The sequence below is a fragment of the Kutzneria buriramensis genome, from assembly GCF_003387475.1.
Taxonomy (GTDB): Bacteria; Actinomycetota; Actinomycetes; order Mycobacteriales; family Pseudonocardiaceae; genus Kutzneria; species Kutzneria buriramensis.
On record NZ_QUNO01000034.1, the window covers coordinates 1 to 25,419 of the forward strand.

24 protein-coding genes and 1 pseudogene are annotated in these 25,419 nt (G+C 69.3%); 13 read left to right on the plus strand and 12 right to left on the minus strand.

The genetic code is table 11. The features are described from left to right. A partial coding sequence (locus BCF44_RS51770) for a helix-turn-helix domain-containing protein (RefSeq protein ID WP_246016302.1) occupies positions 1 to 475 on the minus strand: 475 nt, incomplete at its 3' end. An 83-nt stretch (positions 476 to 558) separates the two neighbouring features. Between BCF44_RS51770 and BCF44_RS51775 the strand changes: the two are divergent. Next, positions 559 to 1,065: pseudogene (locus BCF44_RS51775) on the plus strand (error-prone DNA polymerase); the annotation flags it as partial. Positions 1,066 to 1,239: 174 nt separating this feature from the next. Here BCF44_RS51775 and BCF44_RS51780 read toward each other — a convergent pair. Next, positions 1,240 to 1,989 (minus strand): SDR family NAD(P)-dependent oxidoreductase, encoded by a 750-nt coding sequence (locus tag BCF44_RS51780; RefSeq protein WP_116181987.1) that lies wholly within the window; start codon positions 1,987 to 1,989, stop codon positions 1,240 to 1,242. A gap of 92 nt (positions 1,990 to 2,081) precedes the next feature. Between BCF44_RS51780 and BCF44_RS51785 the strand changes: the two genes are divergently transcribed. Beyond that, entirely contained in the window at positions 2,082 to 2,690 is a 609-nt protein-coding gene (locus tag BCF44_RS51785; protein ID WP_246016303.1) for a TetR/AcrR family transcriptional regulator, read from the plus strand. A 585-nt stretch (positions 2,691 to 3,275) separates the two neighbouring features. On the opposite strand, the gene BCF44_RS51790 is transcribed toward BCF44_RS51785, so the two are convergent. The 6 genes from BCF44_RS51790 to BCF44_RS51815 are packed head-to-tail and all read right to left on the minus strand — an operon-like array spanning position 3,276 to position 11,316. Further along, positions 3,276 to 3,548 (minus strand): hypothetical protein, encoded by a 273-nt coding sequence (locus tag BCF44_RS51790; protein WP_116181988.1) that lies wholly within the window; start codon positions 3,546 to 3,548, stop codon positions 3,276 to 3,278. A gap of 17 nt (positions 3,549 to 3,565) precedes the next feature. Next, on the minus strand, positions 3,566 to 6,442 hold the full coding sequence (locus tag BCF44_RS51795) for a carbohydrate-binding protein (RefSeq protein WP_211353653.1): 2,877 nt from the start codon (positions 6,440 to 6,442) through the stop codon (positions 3,566 to 3,568). A 26-nt stretch (positions 6,443 to 6,468) separates the two neighbouring features. After that, entirely contained in the window at positions 6,469 to 7,329 is an 861-nt protein-coding gene (locus BCF44_RS51800; protein ID WP_116181990.1) for a carbohydrate ABC transporter permease, read from the minus strand. Beyond that, the gene (locus BCF44_RS51805) at positions 7,326 to 8,285 is read right to left on the minus strand and encodes a carbohydrate ABC transporter permease (protein WP_211353654.1); all 960 of its coding nucleotides are present in this window, start codon (positions 8,283 to 8,285) and stop codon (positions 7,326 to 7,328) included. The genes BCF44_RS51800 and BCF44_RS51805 overlap by 4 nt, the downstream gene beginning before the upstream one ends. Then, complete coding sequence (locus tag BCF44_RS51810; RefSeq protein ID WP_116181991.1) at positions 8,282 to 9,637, minus strand: ABC transporter substrate-binding protein; 1,356 nt, start codon at positions 9,635 to 9,637, stop codon at positions 8,282 to 8,284. The genes BCF44_RS51805 and BCF44_RS51810 overlap by 4 nt, the downstream gene beginning before the upstream one ends. 23 nt (positions 9,638 to 9,660) lie before the next feature. Beyond that, on the minus strand, positions 9,661 to 11,316 hold the full coding sequence (locus BCF44_RS51815) for a glycoside hydrolase family 13 protein (RefSeq protein ID WP_246016304.1): 1,656 nt from the start codon (positions 11,314 to 11,316) through the stop codon (positions 9,661 to 9,663). 162 nt (positions 11,317 to 11,478) lie between these two features. On the opposite strand from BCF44_RS51815, the gene BCF44_RS51820 reads away from it, so the two are divergent. Next, a complete protein-coding gene (locus BCF44_RS51820; protein ID WP_116181993.1) occupies positions 11,479 to 12,504 on the plus strand; it encodes a LacI family DNA-binding transcriptional regulator in 1,026 nt (341 codons plus the stop codon). A gap of 41 nt (positions 12,505 to 12,545) precedes the next feature. Here the strand turns inward: BCF44_RS51820 and BCF44_RS51825 are convergent, their stop codons facing one another. Then, positions 12,546 to 13,229 (minus strand): TetR/AcrR family transcriptional regulator, encoded by a 684-nt coding sequence (locus tag BCF44_RS51825; RefSeq protein ID WP_170218222.1) that lies wholly within the window; start codon positions 13,227 to 13,229, stop codon positions 12,546 to 12,548. Between the two features lie 131 nt (positions 13,230 to 13,360). Between BCF44_RS51825 and BCF44_RS51830 the strand changes: the two genes are divergently transcribed. From BCF44_RS51830 to BCF44_RS51840, 3 genes are all read left to right on the plus strand, one after another. Next, on the plus strand, positions 13,361 to 13,750 hold the full coding sequence (locus BCF44_RS51830) for a nuclear transport factor 2 family protein (protein WP_116181995.1): 390 nt from the start codon (positions 13,361 to 13,363) through the stop codon (positions 13,748 to 13,750). Then, a complete protein-coding gene (locus BCF44_RS51835; RefSeq protein ID WP_116181996.1) occupies positions 13,750 to 14,157 on the plus strand; it encodes a nuclear transport factor 2 family protein in 408 nt (135 codons plus the stop codon). The genes BCF44_RS51830 and BCF44_RS51835 overlap by 1 nt, the downstream gene beginning before the upstream one ends. Positions 14,158 to 14,355: 198 nt before the next feature. Then, positions 14,356 to 15,051 carry a DsbA family oxidoreductase gene (locus BCF44_RS51840; protein WP_116181997.1) on the plus strand — a complete coding sequence of 232 codons (696 nt, stop codon included), beginning with the start codon at positions 14,356 to 14,358 and terminating at the stop codon, positions 15,049 to 15,051. Positions 15,052 to 15,616: 565 nt separating this feature from the next. Here the strand turns inward: BCF44_RS51840 and BCF44_RS51845 are convergent. Then, on the minus strand, positions 15,617 to 16,573 hold the full coding sequence (locus BCF44_RS51845) for an SDR family NAD(P)-dependent oxidoreductase (RefSeq protein WP_116181998.1): 957 nt from the start codon (positions 16,571 to 16,573) through the stop codon (positions 15,617 to 15,619). Between the two features lie 93 nt (positions 16,574 to 16,666). Between BCF44_RS51845 and BCF44_RS51850 the strand changes: the two genes are divergently transcribed. The 3 genes from BCF44_RS51850 (at position 16,667) to BCF44_RS51860 (ending at position 19,653) form a co-directional block, all read left to right on the plus strand. After that, a complete protein-coding gene (locus tag BCF44_RS51850; protein WP_211353655.1) occupies positions 16,667 to 17,521 on the plus strand; it encodes a helix-turn-helix transcriptional regulator in 855 nt (284 codons plus the stop codon). A 419-nt stretch (positions 17,522 to 17,940) separates the two neighbouring features. Next, positions 17,941 to 18,585 carry a phosphoribosylglycinamide formyltransferase gene (purN, locus tag BCF44_RS51855; protein ID WP_211353656.1) on the plus strand — a complete coding sequence of 215 codons (645 nt, stop codon included), beginning with the start codon at positions 17,941 to 17,943 and terminating at the stop codon, positions 18,583 to 18,585. Between the two features lie 111 nt (positions 18,586 to 18,696). Next, positions 18,697 to 19,653: a glycosyltransferase gene (locus tag BCF44_RS51860; RefSeq protein ID WP_116182000.1), complete on the plus strand. Its 957-nt coding sequence runs from the start codon at positions 18,697 to 18,699 to the stop codon at positions 19,651 to 19,653. Here BCF44_RS51860 and BCF44_RS51865 read toward each other — a convergent pair. Both BCF44_RS51865 and BCF44_RS51870 read right to left on the minus strand, forming a co-directional pair. Beyond that, positions 19,581 to 20,159, minus strand: coding sequence for a hypothetical protein (locus BCF44_RS51865; RefSeq protein WP_116182001.1), 579 nt, complete (start codon positions 20,157 to 20,159; stop codon positions 19,581 to 19,583). The two genes, BCF44_RS51860 and BCF44_RS51865, sit on opposite strands and share 73 nt — an antisense overlap. Positions 20,160 to 20,226: 67 nt before the next feature. Beyond that, complete coding sequence (locus BCF44_RS51870; RefSeq protein WP_116182002.1) at positions 20,227 to 21,651, minus strand: purine-cytosine permease family protein; 1,425 nt, start codon at positions 21,649 to 21,651, stop codon at positions 20,227 to 20,229. A 107-nt stretch (positions 21,652 to 21,758) separates the two neighbouring features. Between BCF44_RS51870 and BCF44_RS51875 the strand changes: the two genes are divergently transcribed. The 4 genes from BCF44_RS51875 to BCF44_RS51890 all read left to right on the plus strand — a co-directional run bounded on the left by BCF44_RS51875 (position 21,759) and on the right by BCF44_RS51890 (position 25,419). Beyond that, positions 21,759 to 23,231, plus strand: a complete 1,473-nt coding sequence (locus BCF44_RS51875; protein WP_116182003.1) for a PucR family transcriptional regulator — start codon at positions 21,759 to 21,761, stop codon at positions 23,229 to 23,231. 142 nt (positions 23,232 to 23,373) lie between these two features. Continuing rightward, positions 23,374 to 23,997, plus strand: a complete 624-nt coding sequence (locus BCF44_RS51880; RefSeq protein WP_246016305.1) for a class I SAM-dependent methyltransferase — start codon at positions 23,374 to 23,376, stop codon at positions 23,995 to 23,997. A gap of 34 nt (positions 23,998 to 24,031) precedes the next feature. Beyond that, positions 24,032 to 24,535, plus strand: a complete 504-nt coding sequence (locus BCF44_RS51885; protein ID WP_116182005.1) for a SigE family RNA polymerase sigma factor — start codon at positions 24,032 to 24,034, stop codon at positions 24,533 to 24,535. Beyond that, a complete protein-coding gene (locus BCF44_RS51890) occupies positions 24,532 to 25,419 on the plus strand; it encodes a hypothetical protein (RefSeq protein ID WP_116182006.1) in 888 nt (295 codons plus the stop codon). The genes BCF44_RS51885 and BCF44_RS51890 overlap by 4 nt, the downstream gene beginning before the upstream one ends.

Below are 25,419 nucleotides of genomic sequence, written 5' to 3' on the forward strand. Positions count from 1 at the left end.
ACGTGCGCCACGTGTCGCCGCGACGGGACGGTGGCGGGATCCGGTGGCTGCGCAGGATCCGGCGGATGGTGGAGGCGGCGACGCGGTGTCCGAGCGGACGCAGCTCGCCTTGGATGCGGACCACGCCCCACGTCCGGTTCTCTCTCGCCAAGCGCGCGATCAGCGCTGTGATCTCGTCGCTGAGTGGCGGACGGCCCGGCGGTTTCGGCTGGCGCCAGTTCTCGGCCACGAGCCGGCGATGCCACCGCAGCACTGTCGCGGGCGTGACGATGCGGCAGGCTCGCAGGGGTTTCGGCAGGAGCCGGGATAGGGCCGCGAGCACCGCACGGTCGGTCCAGTCCAGTTGTGGCCGAGGGCTGGTGCGGCGGAGCACGGCGACCTCGTGGCGCAGCGCGAGTATCTCCGCGTCCTTGGACGCTGAGCTGCGGGCCAGCAGCGTCAGCCAGGACAACACCTGGACCAAGATCTCGTACAACAGCCGAACAGTCACGGACCACCGATCAACGAACACCACAAGCAGCAAGTCAAGGCTAGCGACCAGGTTTTCGACCAGGACAGGATCTCGCGCAGCTCGACCTCGCCGATCCACAGGTGTACGGGATGCTCCAGGCCGCCGACACGGTCGGCGTGTTCCAGGTCGAGTCCCGTGCGCAGATGGCGACGTTGCCGCGGTTGAAGCCGCGTGAGTTCTACGACCTGGTCGTCGAGGTCGCCCTCATCCGGCCCGGGCCGATCCAAGGCGGATCGGTACACCCCTACATTCGGCGTCGCAACGGGGACGAGGAACCGGACTGCGGGCACCCGCTGCTGGAGAACGCCCTGAGTAAAACGCTTGGTGTGCCGTTGTTTCAAGAGCAGCTGATGCAGATGGCAGTGGACGTCGCAGACTTCACCCCGGCCGAGGCCGACCAGCTGCGTCGCGCGATGGGCGCGAAACGCTCCTCGGAGAAGATGGAACGACTCAAGGTCCGCCTGTATGACGGGATGGCGCGCAACGGCATCACCGGCGAGCTGGCCGACACAATCTTCCTACGGCTCAAGGCTTTCTCGAACTACGGGTTCCCTGTTCTCTCGCCCAACCAACACCTGTCGGAGCCGCAGCCGGCAGGAACATAGTCTGAGACCGCCGATACACGCCACCCAGCTCTGCGACTCCACTTGGGACGATCCGGAGGAGCATCGCCGACGCCGGATTGTGGTGGCGTGACAGCCTGACCGACACGCCACCGCGGTCCGGTTTCAGATCTGGTTCTCGCCGCCGTCGACGTAGAGGTTGGTGCCGATGATGTAGCTGCTGTCCGCGGAGGCGAGGAAGGCCACGGCGGCGGCGACCTCCTCCGGGCGCCCGATCCGGCCCATCGCGACCCCAGCCCCCAGATTCGCCTTGAAAGCGGCCGAGTTCTCCTCGCCGACGAGTTCGGTGATCCCGGAGGTGTCGATCGGCCCCGGCGAGATCGCGTTGACACGGACGCCCCGGCCCGCGAGTTCGTTAGCCCAGGTGCGCGCGAAAGACCGGATGGCCGCCTTGGACGCCGCGAACAGGCCGAACGCCTGCGTGCCGTTGTCGGCGGCGGTGGAGGCGTTCAGGATCACCGAGGCGCCGTCGTTGAGCAGTGGCAGCGCCTTCTGGACGGTGAGGAGCGTGCCCTTGACGTTGACGCCAAAGATCTGGTCGTAGTCCTCCACGGTGCTCTGCTCCAGAGTCGCGAAGGAGGCGGTGGCCGCGTTGGCGAACAGCACATCCAGGCCGTGGCCGCGGGCGCGGACCGCGTCGTAGAGCTTGTCCAGGTCGGCTGGGTCCGTGATGTCACCCGGCACCGCGGTGGCCGCCGGACCGATGTGCTCGACAGCCTCGTCCAACTCGGCCTTGCGTCGGCCGGTGATGAATACGTGCGCTCCCTCGGCGGCCAGTCGTGCGGCGGTGGCGCGGCCGATCCCGCGCGTGCCGCCGCCGGTCACGACGGCGGTCTTCCCTTCCAGCTTTCCCATCCTTGACCTCCACACACTTAAGCACCGATCGGTACAGAACGAGACCGTAGCACTTCCAGACCGACCGGTACCGAAGGGGTACGATCGACACTGTGAACGTCACCGGGAAGACGTCGATCGGCCGACCGCGAGGATTCGACGCCGACGAGGCCCTTGAGCGGGCCATGGTGGTCTTCTGGGAGCAGGGCTACGAGGGCGCCACCCTGACCGACCTGACCAGTGCCATGGGCATCACGAAGACGAGCATGTACGCGGCCTTCGGCAACAAAGAGGACCTGTTCGGCAAAGCCTTGGAGCGCTACGCCGAAGGTCCGGCCGCCTACGCGGCTCGCGCGCTGGAGCAACCGACCGCCCGAGAGGTGGCCACGGCGTTCCTCGCCGGCTCGGTCGAGGCTAGTACCCGCCCCGGCTGTCCCGCCGGGTGCCTGGGCGTTCAGGCGTCTCTGGCGGCCGGTGAGGTGGGGCGGACCGTCCGCGACGCCCTGACCGCCTGGCGTGAGGAGGGTCGTTCGCGCCTCTGCGACCGGTTCCAGCGAGCCGTCGACGAAGGAGACCTGCCCCCGGACGCCGATCCGGGACTGCTCGCCCGGTACATCATGACCGTGGCGAACGGCATCGCCGTCCAAGCCTCCGGCGGCGCCAGCCGCGATGAACTCCAGCAGGTGGCCGACGCAGCCCTGCGGAACTGGCCACCCGCCTGACAACCGCCGCTCCGGCGGGTAGTGGACCGAGGATCCCGCCCCATGGCCCTCGCCTGCCAGGCCGAGATGCAGCCTGCGGGCCTGACAGACCCCGCGAACGACCGGCAGTTTCCTCAACGCTGGTGTTGCTGCTCGACCACGTGGGCCGCAAGTCCGATCATGCCCGCACCAGCCCGCTGATCTGTTTCGACGACGCACCCGCCTGGTCATCGTCGCGTCGAAGAGCGACACGGACGCCCACCCGGCGTGGTTTCACGGCCTGATGGCCATGGAGTCCGCTGAGGTCGAACGTCCAGGAGGGCACCGCCGCCGGGTCCGACCGCGCGTTGCCGACGGAGACGAACGGACGGCGCTGTGGGAATGGAATGGATGGTCGCGATGTATCAGCCTTACGCGACCTATGCCACCTACACCCGGCGACAGATCCCGCTCGGCGTGCTCGAGCCCGCCGACGACCGCCCCTCGTTGGCTTCATGACTGGCCAGGCCAGCCACGCGTCCTGTCCCCCGCAGGTTGGTTCCGCGTCTGTTTGGGCCAGGTGGCGACCGCCACAGCATTGCCCTCAGCGGCTGGGTGCACCAGCACCTATGGGCTCCAACCGATGCGGGGTGTAGAGACGTGGAGCAACCGTCCGATCAGCTGGGTGAGCTCGCGGCCGGCGCGTTCCCGCACGCTCGGGTGCAGTAGGGCGAGGAAGGGATGGCCGTAGCTGTCCGGCGGCCGGCGGTCGAACTGATTGAGGACGTCCACAGTGGACTCATGCAGCAGCAACTCGGAGTCCAGGTCGGCCATGCACATGCCGGACTGCTCGAACAACGACCGGAAACCGTCCCGGTACTCCGAGTGCTGCTGCGTCATGATGCAAGAAGGTCCTCTCAGAAGCCGCTGTCACCGGCGCCGCGGTTGATGGTGTAGCCGTTCGGGTTGTTCAGGCCGCCGGACTGGGCGCCGCTGACGGTGACCCCCTCGGCGGCCATGCTGCCGGTCACGTCCTCGATGTCGATGCCGTAGGTGCCGGCGCCGGAAATGGTGTCCTGGGTGAGGCCGAGATTGCTGATCTGCTTGGCGTAGCTGAGCAGCACCGCCTGGTAGGTGCTGTTGTCGATGGCGGTGCCGGCGACCAGGACCGGCTGGGTGATGTCGAGCTGGTTGGCGTAGATCCACAGAGCGCCGAGGGCCGAGCCCCAGTTGGAGTTGAACGATCCGGCGCGGGTCAGGGTGTTGTCCTGCACGGTGGTGGGGCCGGTGAAGCCTCCGCCGAACGCGGTGCTGACGGTGATGCCGGAGCCGAACGCCACGGTGTCGGCGACCAGGTTGTCGGCGACGAGGTTGTTCCCGCCGCCGTAGACACCGATGCCATTGGCCTGGATCGGGCTCTGCACGGTGTTGTTGGCCAGCACGCAGCCGGTGACGTTGCCGTTCTCGGTGTCCAGGGCGAGTTCGTCGTCGCCGGCGTTGCGCACGACGGACTGGGCCACACGTGAGTTGGTGGTGCCGCCGTTGAAGTGCACGCCGTCGGCGAACACGTCGCGGACCCTGGCGTTCACCACGTCCAGGCCGTTGCCCGCGTCGGTCCAGATGCCGACCTTGGTGTGCTCGATCCACACGTCGAAGATGAGCGAGCCCGCTGAGAAGTTCCCTTCGACGCCGGCGGCACCTGCGTTGTTGTTGCGGTCGGTCTGGTCGCCAGCGACGGTCAGGTCGGCGATCTGGTTGACGCCGCTGGTGGCGAACAGACCGCCGGCACCGTTGACGGCGGTGGACTGGAGCGTGGCGTACCACTGACCCGCACCGCGCAGGGCGACGTTCGCCATGCTGATCTGGCCGGAGATGTTGTATGTGCCGGTGGGGAACCACAGGCCGGTCCCCGTGCCGGACAGCGACGACAGCGCACGGTTGATCGCTGAGGTGTCGTCGGCCCCGCTGTTCGGTGTGACCCCGAAGTCGGTGATCGACTTGAAGTTCGCCGGCATCGTGTAGGCCGGGTCGACTTGCTCGGCGTCGAGGACATCGATCGTGTAGGAGGCGGCGGTGTCGGCGCTGTCCTTCTGGAGCTTGATCACGGTGCCGGCCGGCTGGCTGCCGATCAGCGCTCGGGTCTCGTCGTAGAAATGGTGCGCCGGTCCGTTGGACGGGTCGTGGGTGTCGGTGTAGCCACCGCCGTAGAGCCAGGAGTATTTGGTGGTCAGGGCGAGGTCGGTGATGTGGTTGCCGCTCGCGTAGACCGCCAGCGGCGCGGTCGCGGTCGACCCGTCGGAGTTGTCGGGGATGGAGTAGCGGACCACAATCGCGTTGGCCGCCTTGGTCAGCGTGAACTGCACGTACTGGCCGGTCGACGTCAGCTGGACGGCCCGGCGGCCGGTCGACTCCGCCTGCAGGCTCGGGTAGGTGGTGCTCGCTGGCAGCACGGTGCCGTTGGTCTGTGCCGCTGCGGCCGGGTATTCGGTGTACGGGGTGGTCGCGCCCCGGCCTGCCAACGGCTGGCCGCCGGCCACGGCGATGTAGTTAACCGCGAGGTTGCCGCTGTCGCCCGAGTCGGTCTTGAGGCCGACCACGTTCACGCCGGCGCGCAGGCTGACGTTGGCGGTCAGCGTCAGCCAGCCGCTGCCCGACGCGGCACTGAGCTGCCCGTTCTTGATCCCGTTGAGGTACAGCGAGACGGTCTGGCTGGAACCGGTGGAGTTCGCGTAGGCCACCGTCACCGGATAGGTGCCGGTTGTCGGCGCGTTCACCGTGAAGTCTGCCAACGCGCCCTGTGTGGTGAAGCCGGTCAGGTAACCGGGACCGTAGTAGCCCGACAGCGCGGTGGCCATCGTGGGGCCGCCGGCGGCGAAGGCGCTGGCGGCGGGATAAACCTGGCCGGACGGGGTGGGCAGGGGTGTGCCGACCGTGATGTCGTCGAGGTTGACGTTGCCTGTGTCGGTGGTGTCGAACTCGTAGGTGATCGTGTTGGTGCCGGCATCGAGTGGCAGGTTCTCGGTCTTGGTGGCCCAGGTGTTCCAGTCGGCGGTGGCGGCGAGGACGGTTTGCAGTGTCTTGGATCCGTTGGTATAGACCGACAACGTCATCGTCGCGCCGGTCCCGTTGGCGTAGCGGAGGGTGACTGGTGTGCTGCCTGCCGCGGTGGTGGTGACGGTGAACGCGGTGGCGGCGATGCCCTTGTTGCCGTCGGTGTAGCCAGCGACGAACCCGGTACCGCTGTAACCGGAGTGATCGCCGGCAACGACGACACCGCCGGACAGCGCGGCGTTCTCCGCTTCGTATGTGCCGGCCGCCGCCATGGCCTGGGCCACGTCGAGGTAGTCGAGGTTGAGGTTGCCGCTGTCGGCGGTGCCGAAGGAGTAGGAGACGCTGTGGGAGCCGGCGCCGAGCGACACGACGCTGTTGATGGTGGCCCAGCTGTCCCAGTTGGCGGTCGCGGGCAGCGTGATCTGCTGCGGTGAGCCGGAGTCGACGGTCAGCGTGAGCGTCTTGGCGGACCCGGTGCCGTTGGCGTAGCCGAGGGTCAGCGAATACGAGCCGGTGCTGGCAGTGCTGACCGTGAAGGTCGTCTTCGCGGTTGCCTTGTTGCCGTCGGTGTAGCCGGCGACGAACCCGGTGCCGCTGTAACCGGAGTGATCGCTGGCGACAACCGCACCGCCGGACAGCGCGGCGTTCTCGGCTTCGAGCCGGATACTGGTCGCCGCGTGGGCGCTGCCGAACGGCAGCAGCGCCACGACCAGGATCAGGGGAAACAATCGGTGCAGGGACATGGTTCTTACTCCATTCCGCAGGCGGGTCATCCCTTCACCGCACCGCTGAGCGCGTCGTTGCGCAGGAACAGCCGTTGGAACACGAGGAACAGCGCCACCGGGATGACGGTGGCAATGGCCAGCGCGGCCAGGAACACGTCCAGCTCGACGAACGGCTGCAACGCCGGTAGCCGGACCGACAACGGCTGCACCGACGGATCAGGCAGCACGAGCATGGGCCACAGGAAGTCCTTCCAGGACGCGATGACGGCGAACACCGAGACCACACCGATGATCGGTTTGGACATCGGCAGCACCAGCGACCAGAACAGCCGCCCGGCGCCGGCGCCGTCGACGCGCGCGGCCTCGAAGACCTCGCGGGGCAGGTTGGCGAAGAACCGTTGCACGATCAGGACGTTGAACGCGCTGGCGCCGGAGGGCAGCCACACCGCCCAGAACGTGTTGATCAGCGATAGATGCACCATCGTCAGGTACATCGGCACCAACAGCACGATCGACGGCACGAACATCGTGGCCAGCACGACGCCGGAGACCGCATGCCGGTAGCGCGGTCGCAGCACCGACAGCACGAAGCCGGCGGTGGTCGCGACGACGAGCTGCACCAGCCACGAGCCGGCGGCCAGCAGCACGGTGTTGAGGAAGTACCGGTCGATCTGGACCCGGGTCCATGCCGTGGCGATCGTGCTGAGGTCCACGCCGTGCGGCCAGAGTGCCAGCGGGTCGCGCAGGGTGTCCTGGGTGGGGGTGATCGCCGACTTCGCCAGCCACAGCACGGGACCAAGCCCGACCAGGAACAACAACACGAGCAGTACAGCGTGCACGGTGCGTGCCGTGCGCCGCACCACCGGCCGGCGCCAGTCATAGGACGAGAGCAGCCCGCGGTTCACAAGGTGCCCCAGCTGCGGGTGAGACGGAAGTACACCGCGGAGAACACCGCCAGTACCAGGGCGAGTAGTACGCTGAGCGCCGTCGCCGAACCGTAGTCGCCGCCCAGGGTGCCGGCGAACGCGTAGTCGTAGATCAGCAGCAGGATCGTGGTGGTGGCGTGCGCGGGACCGCCGCTGGTGAACAGGAACGGTTCGAGGAAGACCTGGGCGGTGCCGATGATCTGGAGGATGAACGTGATCAGCAGGACGCCGCGCAGCTGCGGCAGCGTCACGTGCCAGATCTTGCGCCAGACCGAGGCGCCGTCGATCTCGGCGGCCTCGTACAGGTCAGGTGACACGCTGGTCAGCGCGGCGAGGTAGATGATGACCGTGCCGCCGGCCGCCGCCCAGGTCGCCTCCATGACCAGCGACGCCATCGCCGTTGACGAGTCCTGCAGCCACGGCAGCGGTCCGAGCCCGACCGCGCGCAGCACGGTGTTGAACACCCCGGTGGGCCCGGCGTCGTAGAAGAACTTCCACAGCAGCACGGCAACCACCGGTGGGATCACCACGGGCAGGTAGGCAAGGGCGCTGTAGAGCCCGCGGAATCGGCGGACCTCGCTCATCAGCACCGCGGCCACCAGTGGCACCGGGTAGCCGAGCAGCAGGGCCAGCAGCGCGAACCACAGTGTGTTGCGCACCGCCGTCCACAGCAGCGGATCGGTGAGCACGGTGCGGAAGTTGTCCAGGCCGACGAACACCGGCGCAGTGACCAGGTTGGTCTGCTGGAAGCTCATCACGACGGACTCGGCGATCGGGTACCAGGAGAACGCCGTGAACACCACCAGCATCGGCAACAGGAACAGCAGTGCGCCGAGCCCGCCGCCGCGCACCCACGTGACCAGCGAGCGGCGCCGCCGCCGGACCGGCGGCCGCCCGGTCGCGGCGGTCGTCGGCTTCTCCGCGGTGATGGTCACGACTTGTCCAGCAACGCTTGCGCCTGCAGCTGCGCGTCCGCGAGCATCGCCGGGATGCTGGCGTTGCGGTCGGTGAGCACCTTCTGCACCACTGTGTCCAGCAGCGCGTACACCTGCTGCGTGGACTTGGTGGGCTCAGGGACCAGCGGCTGGTCGAACATCTTGTCCGTGTAGGGGGCCATCTGCTTGACCGGCACGTTGACGTAGCGGGCGATCCAGGTCATCCGCTGGTCGTACTGGGCCTTGTCGAAGACCGGCAGCTCCGGCGCGCCGACCACCTCGCCGGAGTCGGCCGTGGCCTTGGCGTCGGCGACCGCGGCGTCCTGGTTCGTCTGCTTCTGCATGTAGTAGAAGTCGATCCACTTCACCGCGGCGGCTTTGACGCTGTCCGATGCCGTGGCGCTGACCGCGGCCAGCGTGCCGCCGCCGAGCACGCCGGCGTCCTTACCGGTCAGCGGCAGAGCGGTGACACCGTAGTCGGCGGGCTTGATGGCGTTCTGGGCCTTGAGCGAGCCGTAGTTGGCGCCGCCGGAGACGTACATGCCGACGCGGCCGGCGGCGAAGTCCTGGTTGATGCCGTTCCAGTCGTACAGGAAGTTCGAGCCCATGCTGTTGTCGTCCCAGCGCATGGCGTGGAGCTCCTGGAGCGCGGCGGTCATCTGAGGTGTGTCCAGTGTGGACTTTGCGTGGTCGCCGCCGAGCTGCTCGGTGCGGCCGCCGAAGGCGTAGTCCAGAGTCGTCAGGATCCAGCCGCCGGTGTTGTCGGTGGTCATCTCGGCGTAGCCGGCCTGCCCGGTGCGCTGGGCGATCTGTCGCGCGTCGGCCCGCACTTGGTCCCACGTGATCGGCGGGTCGTCCGGGTTCAGTCCGGCCTGGGTGAACAGGGTGCGGTTGTAGTGCAGGGCCTGCCCGTAGGCGGAGATCGGTACCGCCCACATCCCGCCGTCGTCGGCCTCACCGGCCTTGGCGATCTGTGGCGAGAACTTGTCGAAGTACGGGAACGCCTTGACCAGTCCGCTGATGTCGGCGATCTGTCTGCGCTGGATGAGCCCGCGCCCGTCGGTGAACGGCATCGTGAACACGTCCGGCAGCGTGCCGCCGGCCAGCTTCGCGGTGAACGTCGTGGCGTCCCACTTGAACTCCTGGGTCCGCACATCGATGCCCGGGTTGGCGGTCTCGAACTGCTTGACCCTGGTGGTGAACGCCGCCACGGCGCCTTTGTCCAGGCCGGGGTCGATGGACACGGTGAGCGTGGTGTGGCCGTTGGCCGAGGTGTCGCCGCCGGCGCAGCCGGCCAGTGCGGTGGCGGCGACCGCGAGCGCGGCACCGGTGGTGAGGAGCTTCCAGGACATCGTCGTCCCTCCTGTGCGGTGAATCAGACTCGCAGCCAGACGGCTGTGTCGGTGGGGACCCGGGTGCCGTCGAGCTCGCCGCTGGCGAGCAGGACCGTGTCGTGCGGTGGCAGCGGCACCGCGTCGCCGAAGTTGACCAGGCACACGAACTGCTCACCCCGTCGGAACGCCAGGACGTGGTCCGGCAACCCGTCGACCCAGGCGAACGTCTCGCCCCGCAAGGCGGGTTCGGTACGACGCAGCCGGATCGCGACGCGGTAGAGCGTGAGCATCGAGTCCGGGTCGCCGGCCTGCGCGTCGACCGCGTACCGACCCCACCACTGCGGCTGAGGCAGCCAGGCCCTCCCGCCCTCACCGAACCCGAACGACGGACCCAAAGCGGTCCACGGCAGAGGCACACGGCAACCATCACGGCCAGGATCCTGACCGTCGGACCGGAAATACATCGGGTCCTGACGGGCCTCGTCGGGCAGGTCCTCGACCTCAGGCAACCCCAACTCATCACCCTGGTAGACGTAGAGCGAACCGGGCAGCGCCGCCGACATCAGCGCGGCAGCGCGGGCCCTGCGCCGGCCAAGCACGAGGTCGGTCGGCGTGCCGAAGCGCCGCGCCGCGAAGCCGAACGAGCTGTCCTGGCGGCCGTAGCGGGTCGCCGGGCGCGTGACGTCGTGGTTGGACAGCACCCAGGTCGGCGGCGCATCGACGAGACCATGTGCGTCCAGTGTGGACTGGATGGACTCGCGCAGGCCGGCGATCTCCCAGGGGCGCATCATGAAGTCGAAGTTGAACGCCGTGTGCATCTCGTCCCGGCGCAGGTAGCGGGCGAACCGGTGCTGGTCGGCCAGCCAGATCTCGCCGACCAGGACTCGGGGCTCGGCATAGGAGTCCGCGACCGCACGCCAGGACCGGTAGATGTCGTGCAGGCCGTCCCGGTCGACGTACGGGTGCTCGCCAGGCCCGTGGGAGTGGACCAGCTCGGGGAAGGTGGCGTCCTTGACCGGCATCGTCGCGGAGTCGATACGGATACCCGCCACGCCGCGGTCGAACCAGAACCGCAGCACGTCCTCGTGTTCGCGCCGCACGTCGGGGTGGTTCCAGTTCAGGTCGGGCTGCTGTGGCGCGAACAGATGCAGGTACCACTCCCCGGGCCTGCCGTCCGGGTCTGTCGTGCGGGTCCAGGTTCCGCCGGAGAACGGAGACACCCAGTCAGTCGGCGGCAGCTCGCCGCGCTCGCCGCGGCCCGGACGGAACCAGAACCGTTGGCGCTCGGGCGATCCCGGCGCGGCGGCGAGCGCGGCCCGGAACCACTCGTGCTGGTCGGACACGTGGTTGGGCACGATGTCCACAATGGTGCGGATGCCGAGGTCGGCCGCCTCGGCGATGAGCGCCTCCGCCTCGGCGAGCGTGCCGAAGGCGGGGTCGATCGCGCGGTAGTCGGCGACGTCGTAGCCACCGTCGGCCAGCGGCGAGATGTACCACGGCGTGAACCAGATGGCGTCCACGCCCAGGGCCTTGAGGTAGGGCAGCCGGGAGCGGACACCGGCGAGGTCACCGGTGCCGTCGCCGTTGCCGTCGGCGAAGCTGCGCGGATAGACCTGGTAGATCACCGCGGTCCGCCACCACTGGTCCGTCGACCGGGCGGACCGCGGGTCGGTCGCGATGGAGACACTGCTGCTCACGGGGCTCCCGTCGTCGGATTCCGGGCAGGGGAAACACAGAAGCGCGAGGCGCGCCGCCATTAAGGTTTAGCGCTATACTTCGGATGAAGGTAATCTCGGTGCCCGCTGCTGTCAACGGTCACCGGGCTGCATAATCTGGGGCATCGACGAAGGGGGTCTGGCGTGCGGGTTACGTTGCGCGACGTCGCCGAGCGGGCGGGCGTGAGCATCATGACCGTGTCGAACGTGATCAACGGCAACCGCGCACGGGTGTCCCCGGAGACCATCGAGCGGGTCCAGCGCATCGCCGCCGAGCTCGGCTACGTGCCCAGCGCCTCGGCACGCAGCCTGTCCGCCCGCTCGTCCCGGCTGATCGGACTGCTCGTGCCCGCCGCCGACGAGGACAGCCTCATGATCAGCCCGCACAACGTGGCCATGGTCGGCCAGATCGAGCGCGAACTGCGCCGGCTCGGCTACCACCTACTGCTGCGCGGGATCGCCAACCAGCGCGAGGTCACTGAGGCGTTACAGTCGTGGAGCCTGGACGGGGCGATCCTGCTCGGTTTCCTCGACGAGCAGGTCGACGGGCTCACCGCCAAGACCGTCGGCAGTGTGCACGTGCTGGCCATCGACAGCTACTCGACCAATCCCCTGACCATCGGTCCACGCTCCGACGACTTCACCGGCGCCCGGCTGGCCACCCGGCACCTGCTCGACCTCGGCCACCGCCGGATCGTGTTCGCCGGGCCGGCGTTCACCGGCGTCGGCGTCGTGCACGAGCGTTTCGAGGGCTACCGTCAGGCGCATGCCGACGTCGGCGCCACCTGGGACGGCCAGTTCATCGAGACCGTCAACACCACCCACGCCGACGGCCGAGAGTTGGGGCTCGGTCTGCTCGACCGGCATCCCGAGGCGACCGCCGTGTTCGCCACCGCCGACGTCCTGGCCATCGGCATCATGCGTGGCCTGGCCGAATCCGGCGTCCGCGTGCCCGACGACGTGTCCGTGGTCGGGTTCGACGACCTCGACCTGTGCGAGTACGCGGTGCCGCGGCTGACGACCGTGTCCCAGGACATCACCGCCAAGGCCGCCACCGCCGTGCGCATGCTCATCGACTCCATCGAAAATGGCGCACGCCCCAGCGAGCCCGTGACGATCACCGTGTCACTCGTGAAACGTGAATCGACCGCGCCGGCACCCCACCAATGAATTGGTCGGGCTCCCGCCTTCAACGTGCCATCCCGGACCCGTCAGATCGAGGTCGCCAGTCCGTGTTCCAGGACACGCGCCGCGCGTCGCACGTCCGCGGCAACCGCTTTCCGCAAGTCCTCCGGCGAGGTGGTGTGTTCCAGGTGCCTACAGGAGGCGTCGGCCTGGACAGGCCAGAGCCCCGCCAATGCGGCGGCGGCGATGCGGAGTTCGGGATCGTGCGAGGGCTTGCCAGTCCTTGAGGCGAGGGCTTCCCTGGCCGCGTCCGTCATGCGGCTGAGTAGCCGGAGCGAGTGCACCTGAAGGGCCGGGGTGTCTCGGACCATGGCCTCGATTCGGAGCGCCGTGTCGGCCGCCCGGGTTTGTTCGTCTTGCTCCGCGAGCCAGGTGACCAGGTCGTCGAGCACACCGTCCAGGATCGCCAGCATGGCCTCGACTGCCGTACTGGTCGGGTTGGTCAACTCCGCCCGGAGCTTGTCCAGCAGCGTCTCGGGCACGTCGAAGATCATCGACTCCTTCGACGGGAAATAGTTGTACACGGTCGCCGTCGCCACACCGCACGCGCGGGCGATCTCGGCGACCGTGATCTCGTCGAAGCCATGCTCCAGGGACATCCGCGTCGCGGTGTCGATCAACAGCTCGCGCGTGGCGCGCTTGCGTTGCTCCCGCCGGCCGGCCGGCCAGGCGTCGTCTGCCGCGGCGTGACGTCGCGCGGTCCAGTTCACCTGCTGAGGTGACATAGCGGACACAGTAGCCAGGCCTTCCAGAAGCGAGCGTTACGATAAACTTGGAACGATGCCAAGTTTGCGGCGAGGGTCTTCCCGCCGCGTTCAGACCCTACGGAGTGGAGCACCTCATGTCCGACCTCGAGCGCAACAAGCAGGTCGTCGTCGACTACTACCAGACCGCCTTCGACGGCGACCCGGAGAAGGCGATCGCCGACCACTTCGGCCCGACCTACACCCAGCACAACCCAGACGCCCAGGACGGCCCCGAGGCCTTCATCGGTTTCGTGCGCTGGCTGCGCGGCGAGTACCCGAACGTGCAGCTGAACATCAAACGCGTCATCGCTGAGGGCAACTTGGTCGCCACTCACTCTCACCTGGACCTGGAGCCGGGCAACCCGGACAACCCCGGCCGCGCGTTGGCGGACTTCTTCCGCCTGGAGAACGGCAAGGTCGTCGAGCACTGGGACGTCATCCAGGAGGTCCCGAAGAAGTCCGCCAACGACAACGGCATGTTCTGATGACCACGGCCGAACCCGGCCGCACCCCTGCGGAGACCGTGCGGCTGCAGTACCTGGCCTCGGCGACCGGCGACATGGACCTGTGGCGGTCGGTGGTGGCGGAGGACCTGGAGTGGACCGAGTCCGCGGGCTTCCCGCTGGCCGGTACCTACCGCACCCCCGACGGCACGATCGACGGCGTCTTCGCCAAGCTCGCCGAACAGTGGGATGACTGGACCACTCACGACGACAGCTATGTTGCCGACGGCGAACGCGTCGTGGTCCTGGCCCGTTACAGCGCTCGCAACAAGGCCACCGGCAAGGCGATGCAGGCCCGCGTCGCGCACTCTTTCATCGTCCGCAGTGGACGCATCGTGCGGATGGAGCAGATCGTCGACTCCGCCACCGTCCGCGCCGCGATGAGCTGAGCCACCCGAACCAGGACACGGACCCGACGGCCCGTGGGCGGGCTTCCCTCACGGGCTGTCGGGCCTGTGCGGCCAGCCGGCCGCCTGGACCCTGGCCTGCTCGGCGGTGATGACACCGCTGTACAAGCCGTCCACCAAAGCCTGACGCTGGCAACCCCCCTGCCGAAGACACATCCGCCGGAACGGAGACACACACCCATGCGTATCGAGATCTGGAGCGACGTAGTCTGCCCCTGGTGCTACATAGCCGAGGCCCGCTTCACCAAGGCCCTGGCCGAGTTCCCCCACCGCGACCAGGTCGAGGTCGTCCACCGCTCCTTCGAGCTAGACCCGGGCCACGACGGCACCCACGTCGAGCCGGTCCAGGTGTTCTTGCAACGCCGTTTCGGCGAGCAGGGCCCGGCCATGGACGAGCAGGTCGCCAGCCGCGCCCGCCGTGAGGGGCTGGACTACCGCACCGACCGCCAGGTCGGCAGCACGCTGGACGCCCATCGGCTCCTGCACTGGGCCAAGGCCCAGGGCCGCCAGCAGCAGCTGATGAGCGTGCTGTTCGAGGCCAACTTCGCCAAGGCCGAAACCATCTTCACCCAGCAGGCGCTCGCCGACCTGGCCGGCAGCGCCGGCCTGGACCCTGAGCAGGCTCGCGGTGTCCTGGCCAACCCGGACGCCTACCTGGACGCCGTCCGTCAGGACGAGCGCGCCGCCGCCGCCAGCGGTGCCCAGGGCGTACCGTTCTTCGTCTTCGACGGTCACGAGGCCCTGTCCGGGGCGCAGCCCCTCAGCGCCTTCCGTAACGCGCTGAACGCCGCCTGGCAGAAGCGCGTGGTCGACGACCTAGAGGAGGGCGCGGTGTGCACCCCCGACGGGACCTGCGCCGGCCCGGCCCGCCCGTAACCGCCTCCGCCCCACAGCGCGCCGGCCTGGCACCGACAGGCCACGGTGAACTGGCGCCACTGCGCACTGGGTCCCAGCCGGGCGTTGAGGCTGATGGTGTCGCTGATCCGGGTGATGATGTCGTCCGCCGGGCCACTCATGTTGGCCAAGGCAGCGCAACACATATCGGGCTGGGTCGCTGTCCCAGCCCTCGTCTACCTCGCGACACTCGTCCCGATCGTTCTGGCGTGGAGGCACAGCAGTCTCGTGCGGGTCGATGATCTCGATGGTGGCCAATCGTTTGTGGGGGTCCATACCGATGATCACTGGTCCCACGTTCACTCTCCTCGCCGTGCAGGGGTTGTATCGGGCGAGGTGGGCAGCGCTACTTCGAGCTGGGCAGACCCCTCTTGAGCCACACCCCGCCACGGTGCTCGACGGGGACACGCCATGAGAGAGCCACACCGAACAGCAGGGTGGGCAGCCGCTAAGGGAGCCACCCGCCGAGCACCTCGACCTAGCCTGGCCGGGCATCGGTCGTACCGCCATTCAACAAGTAGCCGCTGGTCGTGTGCCGGGTGTCCCGTCATGTCGCTGTGTCCGGGGTACGCGGCGCGTGTGCACGGTGCAAAAGCTCGGCGGTCGCCTCCCACAGCCGCCGCTCCCGGTCGCGGTCGTGTGCGACTGGCTGCACCTCGGTCACTTTGGTCTTCACCACGAACGCGCCGTCACGCAGGTGCGCCCACTGGTCGTCGAAGGCCATCGCGGCCAGCAACGGCCCCGAGCGCTGCGGCGTCGAGACGCCGGGAATCCTGCCCAGGGCGCGGCTCATCGCCTGGAACGCCGCGGGGGCGCCGCGGCCCAGCGCGGTGCCGGGCATCCAGCCCGGCTCGAACACGGACACGTTGATCCCCGGGCCGGCCTGACGCTGCAGTTCGTGAGCGTAGTAGAGGATCGCGAGCTTGGCGTTTGAGTAAGCGACGCCGGCGGCCGTCATGTCCGGGGTTTGGTCGCCACCGGCCGGGCGAGCGAGCTCGACGGGGTCGGCCCACTCGGCCTCGGCCACGTGCAGCAGCTTGCGCCAGAAGTTGGCGTGGTAAGTGTTCGAGCCGACCAGCACGACCCGTGCCGGGGCCGTGAACGAGGTGAGCAGGTCGCCGATGAGTTGCGCGTGGGCTAGGTGGTTAACGGCGAAGGTCAGCTCGTAGCCGTCGGCCGAGGCCCGCCGGGTGTCGGCCGACATGGTGCCGGCGTTGGCGACCAGCGCTCGCAGCGGACGGACGGCGCCGTCAGCGAGTAGGCCGCGGGCGGTGGCTGCGGCCTCGCGGACGTCGGCCAGGCTCGCCAGGTCGCAGCCGATCTCGTGGACACGCGCCCCGAGGGCACGAGCCTCGTCGGCGACCGCGGTCAGGTCACGCCCGGCGCGGCCGACGAGCAGCAGGTCGGGTCGTTGCCCGTCCGGGCGGCCGGCCATGGCCAGCACGGCGTGGCGGCCCAGGTTGCGCGTGGGGCCGGTGATGAGGACGGTTCCGGGCTCGGTCATGGCTCCAGCCTGCGAGTGCGTCCGTGGCACAGGCAGCCGTCCGGTTTTCGTAGGACTGCCGGTACCAGGACAACTGGTGCAGGCTCGTCCAGAATGGACCACGTGGAGGCGTGGGAGTTCGGCCGGACGGTGCGCCGCTGGCGCGACCGGGTGGCGCCCGAGGCCGTCGGCGTCCCGGCGGGCCGGCGGCGCCGGGCCAGCGGGTTGCGCCGCGAAGAACTGGCCGCGCTCGCCGGCATCTCGGCCGACTACCTGACCCGCCTCGAGCAGGGCCGCGCGACGGCACCGTCGACGCAGGTCGTGGAGTCGCTGGCCCGCGCACTGCGCCTGGCCAACACCGAACGCGACCTGCTCTACCGGTTGGCCGGGCACGCCGCGCCCGGCCCGGACGTCGTGCCCTCGCGGGTCACCCCAAGCGTGCAGCGGCTGCTCGACCGGCTCTCGCACACGCCGGTGGTCGTCTACGACGCCACCTGGACGCTCGTGCTGGCCAACGCGCCCTACCACGCGCTCATGGGCGACACGACCACCTGGCGGGGGCTGGAACGCAACGCCGTCTGGCGCAACGTCACCCGGCTGCCCTCGCGGGTCGTGCACACTCCGCAGGAACAGGCCGAACACGAAGCCCGGCTCGTTGCCGACCTGCGCCTTACCGCGTCGCGCTACCCCGCCGACCGCGCGCTGCGGCGGCTGGTCGCCGACCTGGCCGCCGGCAGCCCGCGATTTGCCGAGCTCTGGGACGCCGAGGCCCCGCCGTCTCTGGCCGACCCGTCCCGGCGCAAGACCATCGACCACCCGGCGGTCGGCCCGATCACCCTCGACTGCGACACACTGCTCGTCGCCCTCGACGACCTGCGCATCAGCGTCTACACCGCCGAGCCCGGCACCGAGGACGCCGACCGCCTGGCCCTCGCCGCCGTCCTCGGCACCCAGTCGCTTCAGCTCTGACTACGAATGTTCGGAGGTGTCGGGTGAAACGCCGCCGGCCGTCGGTCGGGGTCTCGGCCTGAGGTCCACTCATGCCACCGACCGAGCGTTCTTGGCCGGCCGTCGACACCTGTTGAAGAACGAGTGGCCGACCGGTCCGGGTGTCATCGGTGGGGCGATGGGAGCGTTGGGGAGCAAATGGGGAGCAGACAGACGCGTTCAACGGCTCTGAACTGCATTCAACGACTCTGAACGGACCTGCGCCAACCTGCGAAAGCGCATTTCCGCTGGTCAGCGAAATGTACCGTCCATAGTTGACACGGTAGGGGTCACTGGTTCATTCCCAGTATCGCCCACCAGTTGTATGTACTGGTCAAACAGGCCGTCGGTGATCTCCACCGGCGGCTTGTTGCGTTGTGCCAAGATCTGACGGCGATGGCGTGGCGGCGGCGCCGGCCGTCGAGGATCGCCCGAAGGTGTGGAGATTGGTTGTGGCGCAGCTGAAAGTGGCGGTTCTGGTGTCCCACACGGGGTCGAACTCTCGGGCGCTGCACGAGGCGTCGCTGAGGGACGATGCCGGGTTCGGGATCTGCCTGGTGGTGAGCAACAACAGCGGCGCGCGGGCGCTGGAGTACGCGCGCGAGCAAGGGATTCCGAGCCGGCACATGTCGGTGCGCACGCATGGGACGCCGGAGGAGTTGGACGCAGCGCTGCTGGACGAGCTGGTGACGCGAGGCGTCGACCTGGTGGTGACGGCGGGCTACATGAAGAAGCTCGGCCCACGCACGCTGGCGGCGTACGAGAACCGGATCATCAACATCCACCCGTCGCTGCTGCCCAGGCACGGCGGCCCGGGAATGTACGGGATGGCGGTCCACGAGGCGGTGCTCGCGACGGGCGATGAGGTAACGGGGGCGTCGGTGCACCACGTCACGGCGGAATACGACGCCGGCGAGGTGATCGCACGGCGCGAAGTGCCGGTAATGGCCGGGGACACGGCGGAGGGCCTGGCGGCGAGGGTGCTGGCGGTTGAGCATCAGCTGCTGCCGGAGGTGGTTCGGCGCATCGCTGCCGGAAAGGGCTGAGGGCCGGCGGCCCGTGAGGGAAACCCCTGGTGTGCGCCGGGTAGAGGGCGTGAGACCGGTCATGGCCGCCCGCATCGTGCGAGGGTTCGCGCGAGGGCGAGCAGTGCCGGGATGCGAGTTCCGCTGTCCACGATCGGAGGTCGCGGCAAGGTCGAGCCGCTGCTGGTGCTCGGCGTCCGGCTGAAGCGCATGGGGCGGCGGGTCCGGTTGTGCGCATCGCCGGAGTTCCATGGCCTGGTGGAGTTCCACGGGCTGGAGTTCGCGAGGATCGGCCCGGTGGGGTGGGAGAAAGCGCTGCGAGACCCGGAAAGAATCGTGCCGGCGATCGTGGCCAACCAGTTCGCGACGCTGCGAAACGCGGCGGCGGACTGCGATGTGGTCGTCGGGGGCAATCAGCTGCTGGTGACGGCGCCGACGGTCGCGGAATCCCTCGGCACCACCTACCTACACGTGGCCCAAAGTCCGATCGGCCTGCAACGGATCGCGGAGCGCAACGCCGTCTGGATCGACGGGCTCAATGCGCTGCGCGGCGTTGGGACTGGGACCGATCGACGGCCAGAGGAGGAGCGGATCGCGCTGTGGGAGGCCGTGGGCCGGATTCTCGAACGAGCGGTCACGGGCAGACGGAGGCCGGACGACGTCGAGAAGTTGATCTGCGCGGCGGGTCACATCGAGCAGGATCTGACGCCATGGCTGAGACATCTCGACTTGTTGACGGGGGCCGAGGCGGATGCGGGCATCGCGGCCCTGGTGGAGCACTGGGCTCAGGACATCGGCGAAGGGCACGAGCCGTCGCTGTGGTGGTATCCGGACAACCCGGCGCGGCCGGTTCGCGACTGGCTCCGCTCGGATGGGCTGCGCGGGCGTCTGTCCCAAATGGACACTCGGGCGGGCGCTGGCGGCGATCGACCGGATGTGACGCGGGTTGCGCCGACAACGCGTCGGTCGGCGCCACCGCGAGTTCAGGTTCGGTTGATACCGAAGGTGTCGACCGGTCAGACCTGGGGCTCCGCCACGGCGCGCTCGGCGAGGACGCGGCTCGCCTTGGCCTGGGCGCGGGCCGCGTAGCGGCCGGACGCCACGAGCGGGATCACGAACGCGAGGACCTGCACGGCGATCAGCGGCACGGTGGCGGCGTTGTCGAGGGCGATGATCAGGGCCGCGGCGACCGCGCCGCCGACGAAGGCGGCGGCCCAGATGCTGGTCAGCACGACGTTGACGTGGATGAAGCGCGGCGCGTGCCACAGCTCCCGGGGGACCTGCTTGCGGGAGATCGACAGGGTGAACGGCCGGCGCACGGCCAGCGACGCGAGGGCGGTGACGGCGAGGGTGCCGTTGGCCAGGACGGTGATCCACCGGCCCAGTCCGGACGTCGGGTCGACGATGGCGATGACCGCCATGACGATGAAGAACACGGTGGTGGCGGCGCCGAGCAGGTCGACGTTGCGGTCCCGCAGCTGCGCGACGAGCAGCAGCAGGGAGGCCACGGCGGCGGCGCTCAGCCCGAGGCGCCAGTCGAAGGCGCTGAGCAGCGCGTAACACAGCCAGGGCGCGAAGCCGCGGACGTAGTTCACCGGAGGTCCCCTCTACGTTCCAAAATTAGACGGTCCAACTATGGACCGTCCGAGGCGACCTGTCCAGTCAGCGGGCCACGCCGGTGTCGGTGAGGAGCCGCTCGCTCTCCTGGATGGCGTCGGCCTCGCTGCCCGGGTCCAGGCCGCGGGTGAGCAGGAAGTACAGGCCCCCGGCGACGGCCATCGAGATGATCCACGAGATGTCGACGCCGTGCAGGTAGTCCTCGGCGAGGAAGCCGACGTAGTCGGTGCCGACGACGACGAACGGGATCTCCACCAGCACGCCGAGCAGCAGGCAGAGGATGCCCTTGCCGTTCCACGCGCCGTAGATTCCCTTGGGGGTGAACAGATCGGTGATCGCGTAGTGTCCTCTTCGGACGAAGAAGTAGTCCGTGAGGTTGATGGCGGTCCACGGCGCGAGCAGGTAGAGCATGACCAGCAGGCTGTCGCTGAGGGCGGCGCTGGCGTTCTCGAGGACGCTGCCGAGGATCCACCACACGACGGCGAGGACGAGGATCACGACGACGCGCAGCCGGCGGGTGGGGTTGACGGGGCGCAGCGAGTCGGCGGCGGTGACCACGGTGAGCATGCCGCTGTACGCGTTCAACCCCATGGTGACAACGAGGACCAGCACCGAAAGCACCGTGAGCACGCCGCCCAAGCCGGCCACGACGTGGTTGCCGGAGGCGTAGATGCCGGCCAGGGCGTCGCTGACGCCCAGCTTCGCGCCCAGCCACGCGCCGACCGGGATGAGCCAGATCGGCGAGGCGGAGGCGCCGACGAAGACGGAGACCACGATGGAGGCGGGCTTGGTGTCGCGGGGCAGGTAGCGCGAGTAGTCCGAAACGTACGGCGCGTACGTGAGGTTGTAGGAAGCGCCAACGGCGAACATGCCGAGGAAGCCGGCCCAGGTGAAGGCCCCGGCATCGCCGCCCCCTCCGCCTCCGTTGCCGGTCGCGATGGCGACGGTGAGCACCAGCCACAGCGGCAGCGACGCCCAGAACAGGATCTGGAACGCCCGGTGCAGCCAGTCGTGGCCGTAGATGGCGATCACCGCGGCCAGCACGGTGCAGCCGATCGCGACGACGGCGGGGTCCCAGCCGAAGATCCCGCTCAGCCCCCGCTTGAGGATGACGACGTCGACGACGTTGAACATGACGAAGGTGAAGGCGGTCGCGACCAGCGCGAGGATCACGCCGCGGTACCCGAACTGGGCGCGGGACTGGATCATCTGCGGCAGCCCGAAGTTCGGCCCCTGCGAGGCGTGGAAGGCCATGAACCCGGTGCCGAGCAGGATGCCGAGCACGCCGGCGAGCGCGGTCTGCCCCACGGTCAGGCCGAACGCCGTCGGGCCGAGCAGGCCGATGCCGACGGTGAACGGCTGGAAGTTGCCCATGAACCAGAACGGGCCCTGCGTCCACAGCTTGCCGTGCCGTTCGGTGTCGGGCACCCAGTCGATGGAGCGCTTCTCGATGGCGGACGACTCGGTCACGGGTGCCTCCTGCTGGCGTTTCGAGGTGGGAAGCGTGACTCATGCCGGGCCCGCGACGCATTGGGCGAACATGGCGAATTCGTGCCGAAGCGTCGTAGGATCCTCCAGTGACGACGCTCCGCGATCTGCTGGCGGAACCGGCGCTGCGGCTCGATCTGCTGGTGGGCGGCGACCTCGACCGGGAGATCCGGTGGGTCCACGTCACGGAACTCGCCGACGCCTCGCCGTACCTCGTCGGCGGCGAGCTGGTGCTGACCGCCGGCATCTGGCGCGGCCGGCGGCACTCGGCGGCGGCGTTCGTCGCGGCCCTGCGCCGCCGGGACGTGGCCGGCATCGGCTACGGCCTGCTCGAAGGCGACGAACTGGTGCCGACGGCGGTGGTCAGGGCCTGTCGGGAGCGCGGCGTCCCGCTGTTCCTGGTGCCGATCAGCACCCCGTTCATCGCCATCACCCAGTGGTTCGTCGATCGGCTGGCGGACAAGCGCGAACGCAGCCTGCACGACGCCCTCAAGCTCAGCGCGGACCTGCTGGCCGCGGCCGAGCTGGACGAGCCGCGCAGCGCCCTGGCCCAGGTCGCACGTCTGGTCTGCCGCTCCACCGGCCTCGACGTCTGGATCTGTGACGGGGACGGCCGCGAGCTGGCGCGGGCGGGCGCCCAGGTGCCCTCGGGTGACGTACGGGAGGGCGTGCCGGGCTGGACCGCCTTCCCGATCGGGATCCGGCACGACGCGGTGATCGCGGTGCGGGCCGCCACGGTGGACGTGGAGGTGCGGCCCCGGCTCGACGCCGCCAGCCCGGTCGTCGGCCTCATCCTGGCCAAGGAGCGGGCGGTTCGCGAGAGCGAGCGCCGGCTGGCCGGCGAGGTCATCTCGCTCATTCTCGGCCGCCAGTTCGACACCGCCGCGGCCCGCATGCCGTACTACGACCTGGATCCGCTCGGTCCGCTGGTGGCGATGGTCAGCTCGGTGGCCGACCGCGAGGCGGCCCTGCGCGCCGCCGAGCGGTGGCTGACTGAGCTCGACCGGTCCGGCGTCGTCGCCCTGCGCGGCAACGAGTTGATGTTCGTCCTGACCGCACAGCAGCTGGACGACGCTGCGATCCGCGACCTGGCGCGCGACCTCGCCGCCCGCCTCGGCGCGATCGCCACGGGCACCGGACCGGTGGTCGCCCGCGTGTCGGATCTGCGGCGCAGCCTGGTCCAGGCCCGCCACGCGTGCGAGCTGGGCCGCCGGCGCGGCGGCGGCGTGGTCGTCTCGCACGACCTGAGCGGCGATCACAACCTGCTGCTCGCGCTCCAGGACCAGGACGTGCTCGACACGTTCCGCGAGTCGCTGCTGGCGCCGCTCGCGGCGTACGACGCCGAGCACCACGCCGACCTCGAGCTGACGCTGACCACCTTCCTGGAGACCGGCGGCCGCTGGCAGGACACCGCGGAGCTGCTGCACATCCACGTGAACACCCTGCGGCACCGGCTCGGCCGCGTCGAGCAGCTGACCCGGAAACGGCTCGACTCCACCCCCGATCGGGTCGACCTCTGGTTGGCGCTCAAGGCATCCCGCGCCGGCACACCGGACACGTAGGACGCTGTGTCGCCGACGGGTCGGAGGATGCTGGCGGATGGCCCTCCGGACGCCGTCGACCTCGTGGCGGCGGTCAGGCAAACCGCCACGCGGCTTCAGGAAACCCTCGGCGGGCTGCCACCGAACCTGTGATGATCCAGTCGTGGACGACTGGTTGGCCGACACCCGCACCTCGTACGACACCGTCGCCGTCAGCTACGCCGACAAGATGCGCGACGCCATCGCCGGCGATCCGCACCTGCGCGCCGCGCTGGCGGTGTTCGCCGAGCAGGTGCAGTCCGGGCCGGTGGCCGACGTCGGCTGCGGCCCCGGGCACGTCACCGCGCACCTGAACCGGCTCGGCGTCGACGCGTTCGGCATCGACCTCTCCCCCGGCATGATCGACATGGCCCGGCGCGACCACCCCGGCCTGCGGTTCGAGGTCGGCTCGATGACCGACCTGCGCCTGCCCGACGCCTCGGTGGGCGGCCTGATCGCCTGGTGGTCGCTGATCCACATCCCCGACGACGAGGTGCCGACCGTGTTCGCGCACTTCCACCGGGTGCTGTGCCCGGGAGGGCCGCTCCAGCTCGGATTCCACGTCGGCGACGAGTCGCGGTTGAAGACCGCCGGCTACGGCGGCCACCCGATGAAGGTCCACGTGCACCGCCGCCGGCCGGACACGGTGGCGTCCTGGCTGCGGGACGCCGGGTTCGCGATCGAGGCCCAGTGGCTGTGCGAGCCGGACGCGGCGGTGCCGCAGGCGTTCGTGTTCGCCCGTCGATGACAACTTTTCACGGCGAAGCCGTGTCTGGTTCTGTGTGACGACCGAAACCCGCACGGACGAGGCGTACCGGGATTTCGTCCGGAGCCGGGCCGCACCGCTGCACCGCACCGCGTATCTGCTGTGCGGCGACTGGCACCTGGCCGACGACCTGGTCCAGGAGGCCCTGGCCAAGGCCTTCCGCCACTGGCGGAAGGTGCGGCGGGCCGACAACCCGGACGCCTACGTGAAGCGAATCCTCGTCAACGAGGCCAATCGCCACTGGCAGCGCCGGGCGGCGCCGCCGACGGACATCGTCGCGGCGGAGGCGTCGGCGCCGGATCCCGCGACCCGCCTCGTCGAGCGCGACGAGCTGCTGCACGCCTTGCTGTCGCTGCCGGTGCGCCAGCGGGCGACCGTCGTCCTGCGCTACCTGGAGGGCCTGAGCGAGCGGGAGACCGCCGCCGTCCTGAAATGCAGCGAGGGCACCGTGAAGAGCCAGGCGTCGCGGGCGCTGGCCGCACTGCGAACCGTTCTGAACCGAGAGGAACTGCCGCTATGACGTCGCAGGAACAACTCCTGAGCACCGCGCTGCACGACATCGTCGCCGAGCAGCCCTTCGAGCCGGACCTGGTGGCCATCGAGCGCCGCGGCCGCCGCCTGCGGCGCCGAGCGACCATCCGGTTCGCCGGTGCCGGTGTCGCCGTCACGGTGGCGGCAGTCGCGATCGGCACCTCCGTGGGCCCCCGAGGCCGGCCCGACGTGGCCGAGCCACCGCTGCTGCTGCTCGCCGACAAGATCGCGACGGCCCCGAAGGTCCCCGGCGACGCGACCCTGATCAAGTCCGACGAGGCCGAGGACTCGGGCAAACGGTCCGTCGGCTGGGAACTGTGGGGCGACGACGGCACGGGCTACGTCAGCCTGGACCGGGATCGCCTGCCGACGCTGGTCGCCGGCCACAACAGCGTGCGGGAGCCCGCGTTCGTCCAGGACGTCGCGGCGGCGGAATACGCCGCCAAGGCAGACCTGGACCGCGCCCGCGAGCGGATGGCCTACGACGCCTTCGGTCGCGACACCCATCCGGCGAACCCGAAATACGAGGTCGACGACTGGATCTGGACCAACAGCGTGAACGCGCTCAAGGTCGGCGCCGGCAACCCGGCCGTGCGCGAGGGCGTGATGCGGCTGATCTCCACGCTGCCGCACGTCACCGTCGAACCGACCGTGACCAACGGCAAGCCCACCCTCACCCTCACGGACAACGAGCCGGCCGTCGAGGCCGGCATCAGGTCCATGCCCGCCTTCACCCAGATCCTGGTCGTCACCGCCGACACGGGCGTGCCGGTCCGGTTCCACGGCTACATCGGCAAGAAGGACACCGGCGGCGGCACCAACTACGAGATCTCCCGCGTCACGCTGGCCGACGTGGCCGCCGGCAGGTTCTGA

Excerpts from the sequence above, each read along its gene's own strand:
- BCF44_RS51780 (WP_116181987.1), bottom strand. The coding sequence starts at position 1,989 with ATGGGAAAGCTGGAAGGGAAGACCGCCGTCGTGACCGGCGGCGGCACG.
- BCF44_RS51790 (WP_116181988.1), bottom strand. The coding sequence starts at position 3,548 with ATGACGCAGCAGCACTCGGAGTACCGGGACGGTTTCCGGTCGTTGTTC.
- BCF44_RS51795 (WP_211353653.1), bottom strand. The coding sequence starts at position 6,442 with ATGTCCCTGCACCGATTGTTTCCCCTGATCCTGGTCGTGGCGCTGCTG.
- BCF44_RS51810 (WP_116181991.1), bottom strand. The coding sequence starts at position 9,637 with ATGTCCTGGAAGCTCCTCACCACCGGTGCCGCGCTCGCGGTCGCCGCC.
- BCF44_RS51830 (WP_116181995.1), top strand. The coding sequence starts at position 13,361 with ATGTCCGACCTCGAGCGCAACAAGCAGGTCGTCGTCGACTACTACCAG.
- BCF44_RS51835 (WP_116181996.1), top strand. The coding sequence starts at position 13,750 with ATGACCACGGCCGAACCCGGCCGCACCCCTGCGGAGACCGTGCGGCTG.
- BCF44_RS51840 (WP_116181997.1), top strand. The coding sequence starts at position 14,356 with ATGCGTATCGAGATCTGGAGCGACGTAGTCTGCCCCTGGTGCTACATA.
- BCF44_RS51845 (WP_116181998.1), bottom strand. The coding sequence starts at position 16,573 with ATGACCGAGCCCGGAACCGTCCTCATCACCGGCCCCACGCGCAACCTG.
- BCF44_RS51850 (WP_211353655.1), top strand. The coding sequence starts at position 16,667 with ATGGACCACGTGGAGGCGTGGGAGTTCGGCCGGACGGTGCGCCGCTGG.
- BCF44_RS51860 (WP_116182000.1), top strand. The coding sequence starts at position 18,697 with ATGCGAGTTCCGCTGTCCACGATCGGAGGTCGCGGCAAGGTCGAGCCG.
- BCF44_RS51890 (WP_116182006.1), top strand. The coding sequence starts at position 24,532 with ATGACGTCGCAGGAACAACTCCTGAGCACCGCGCTGCACGACATCGTC.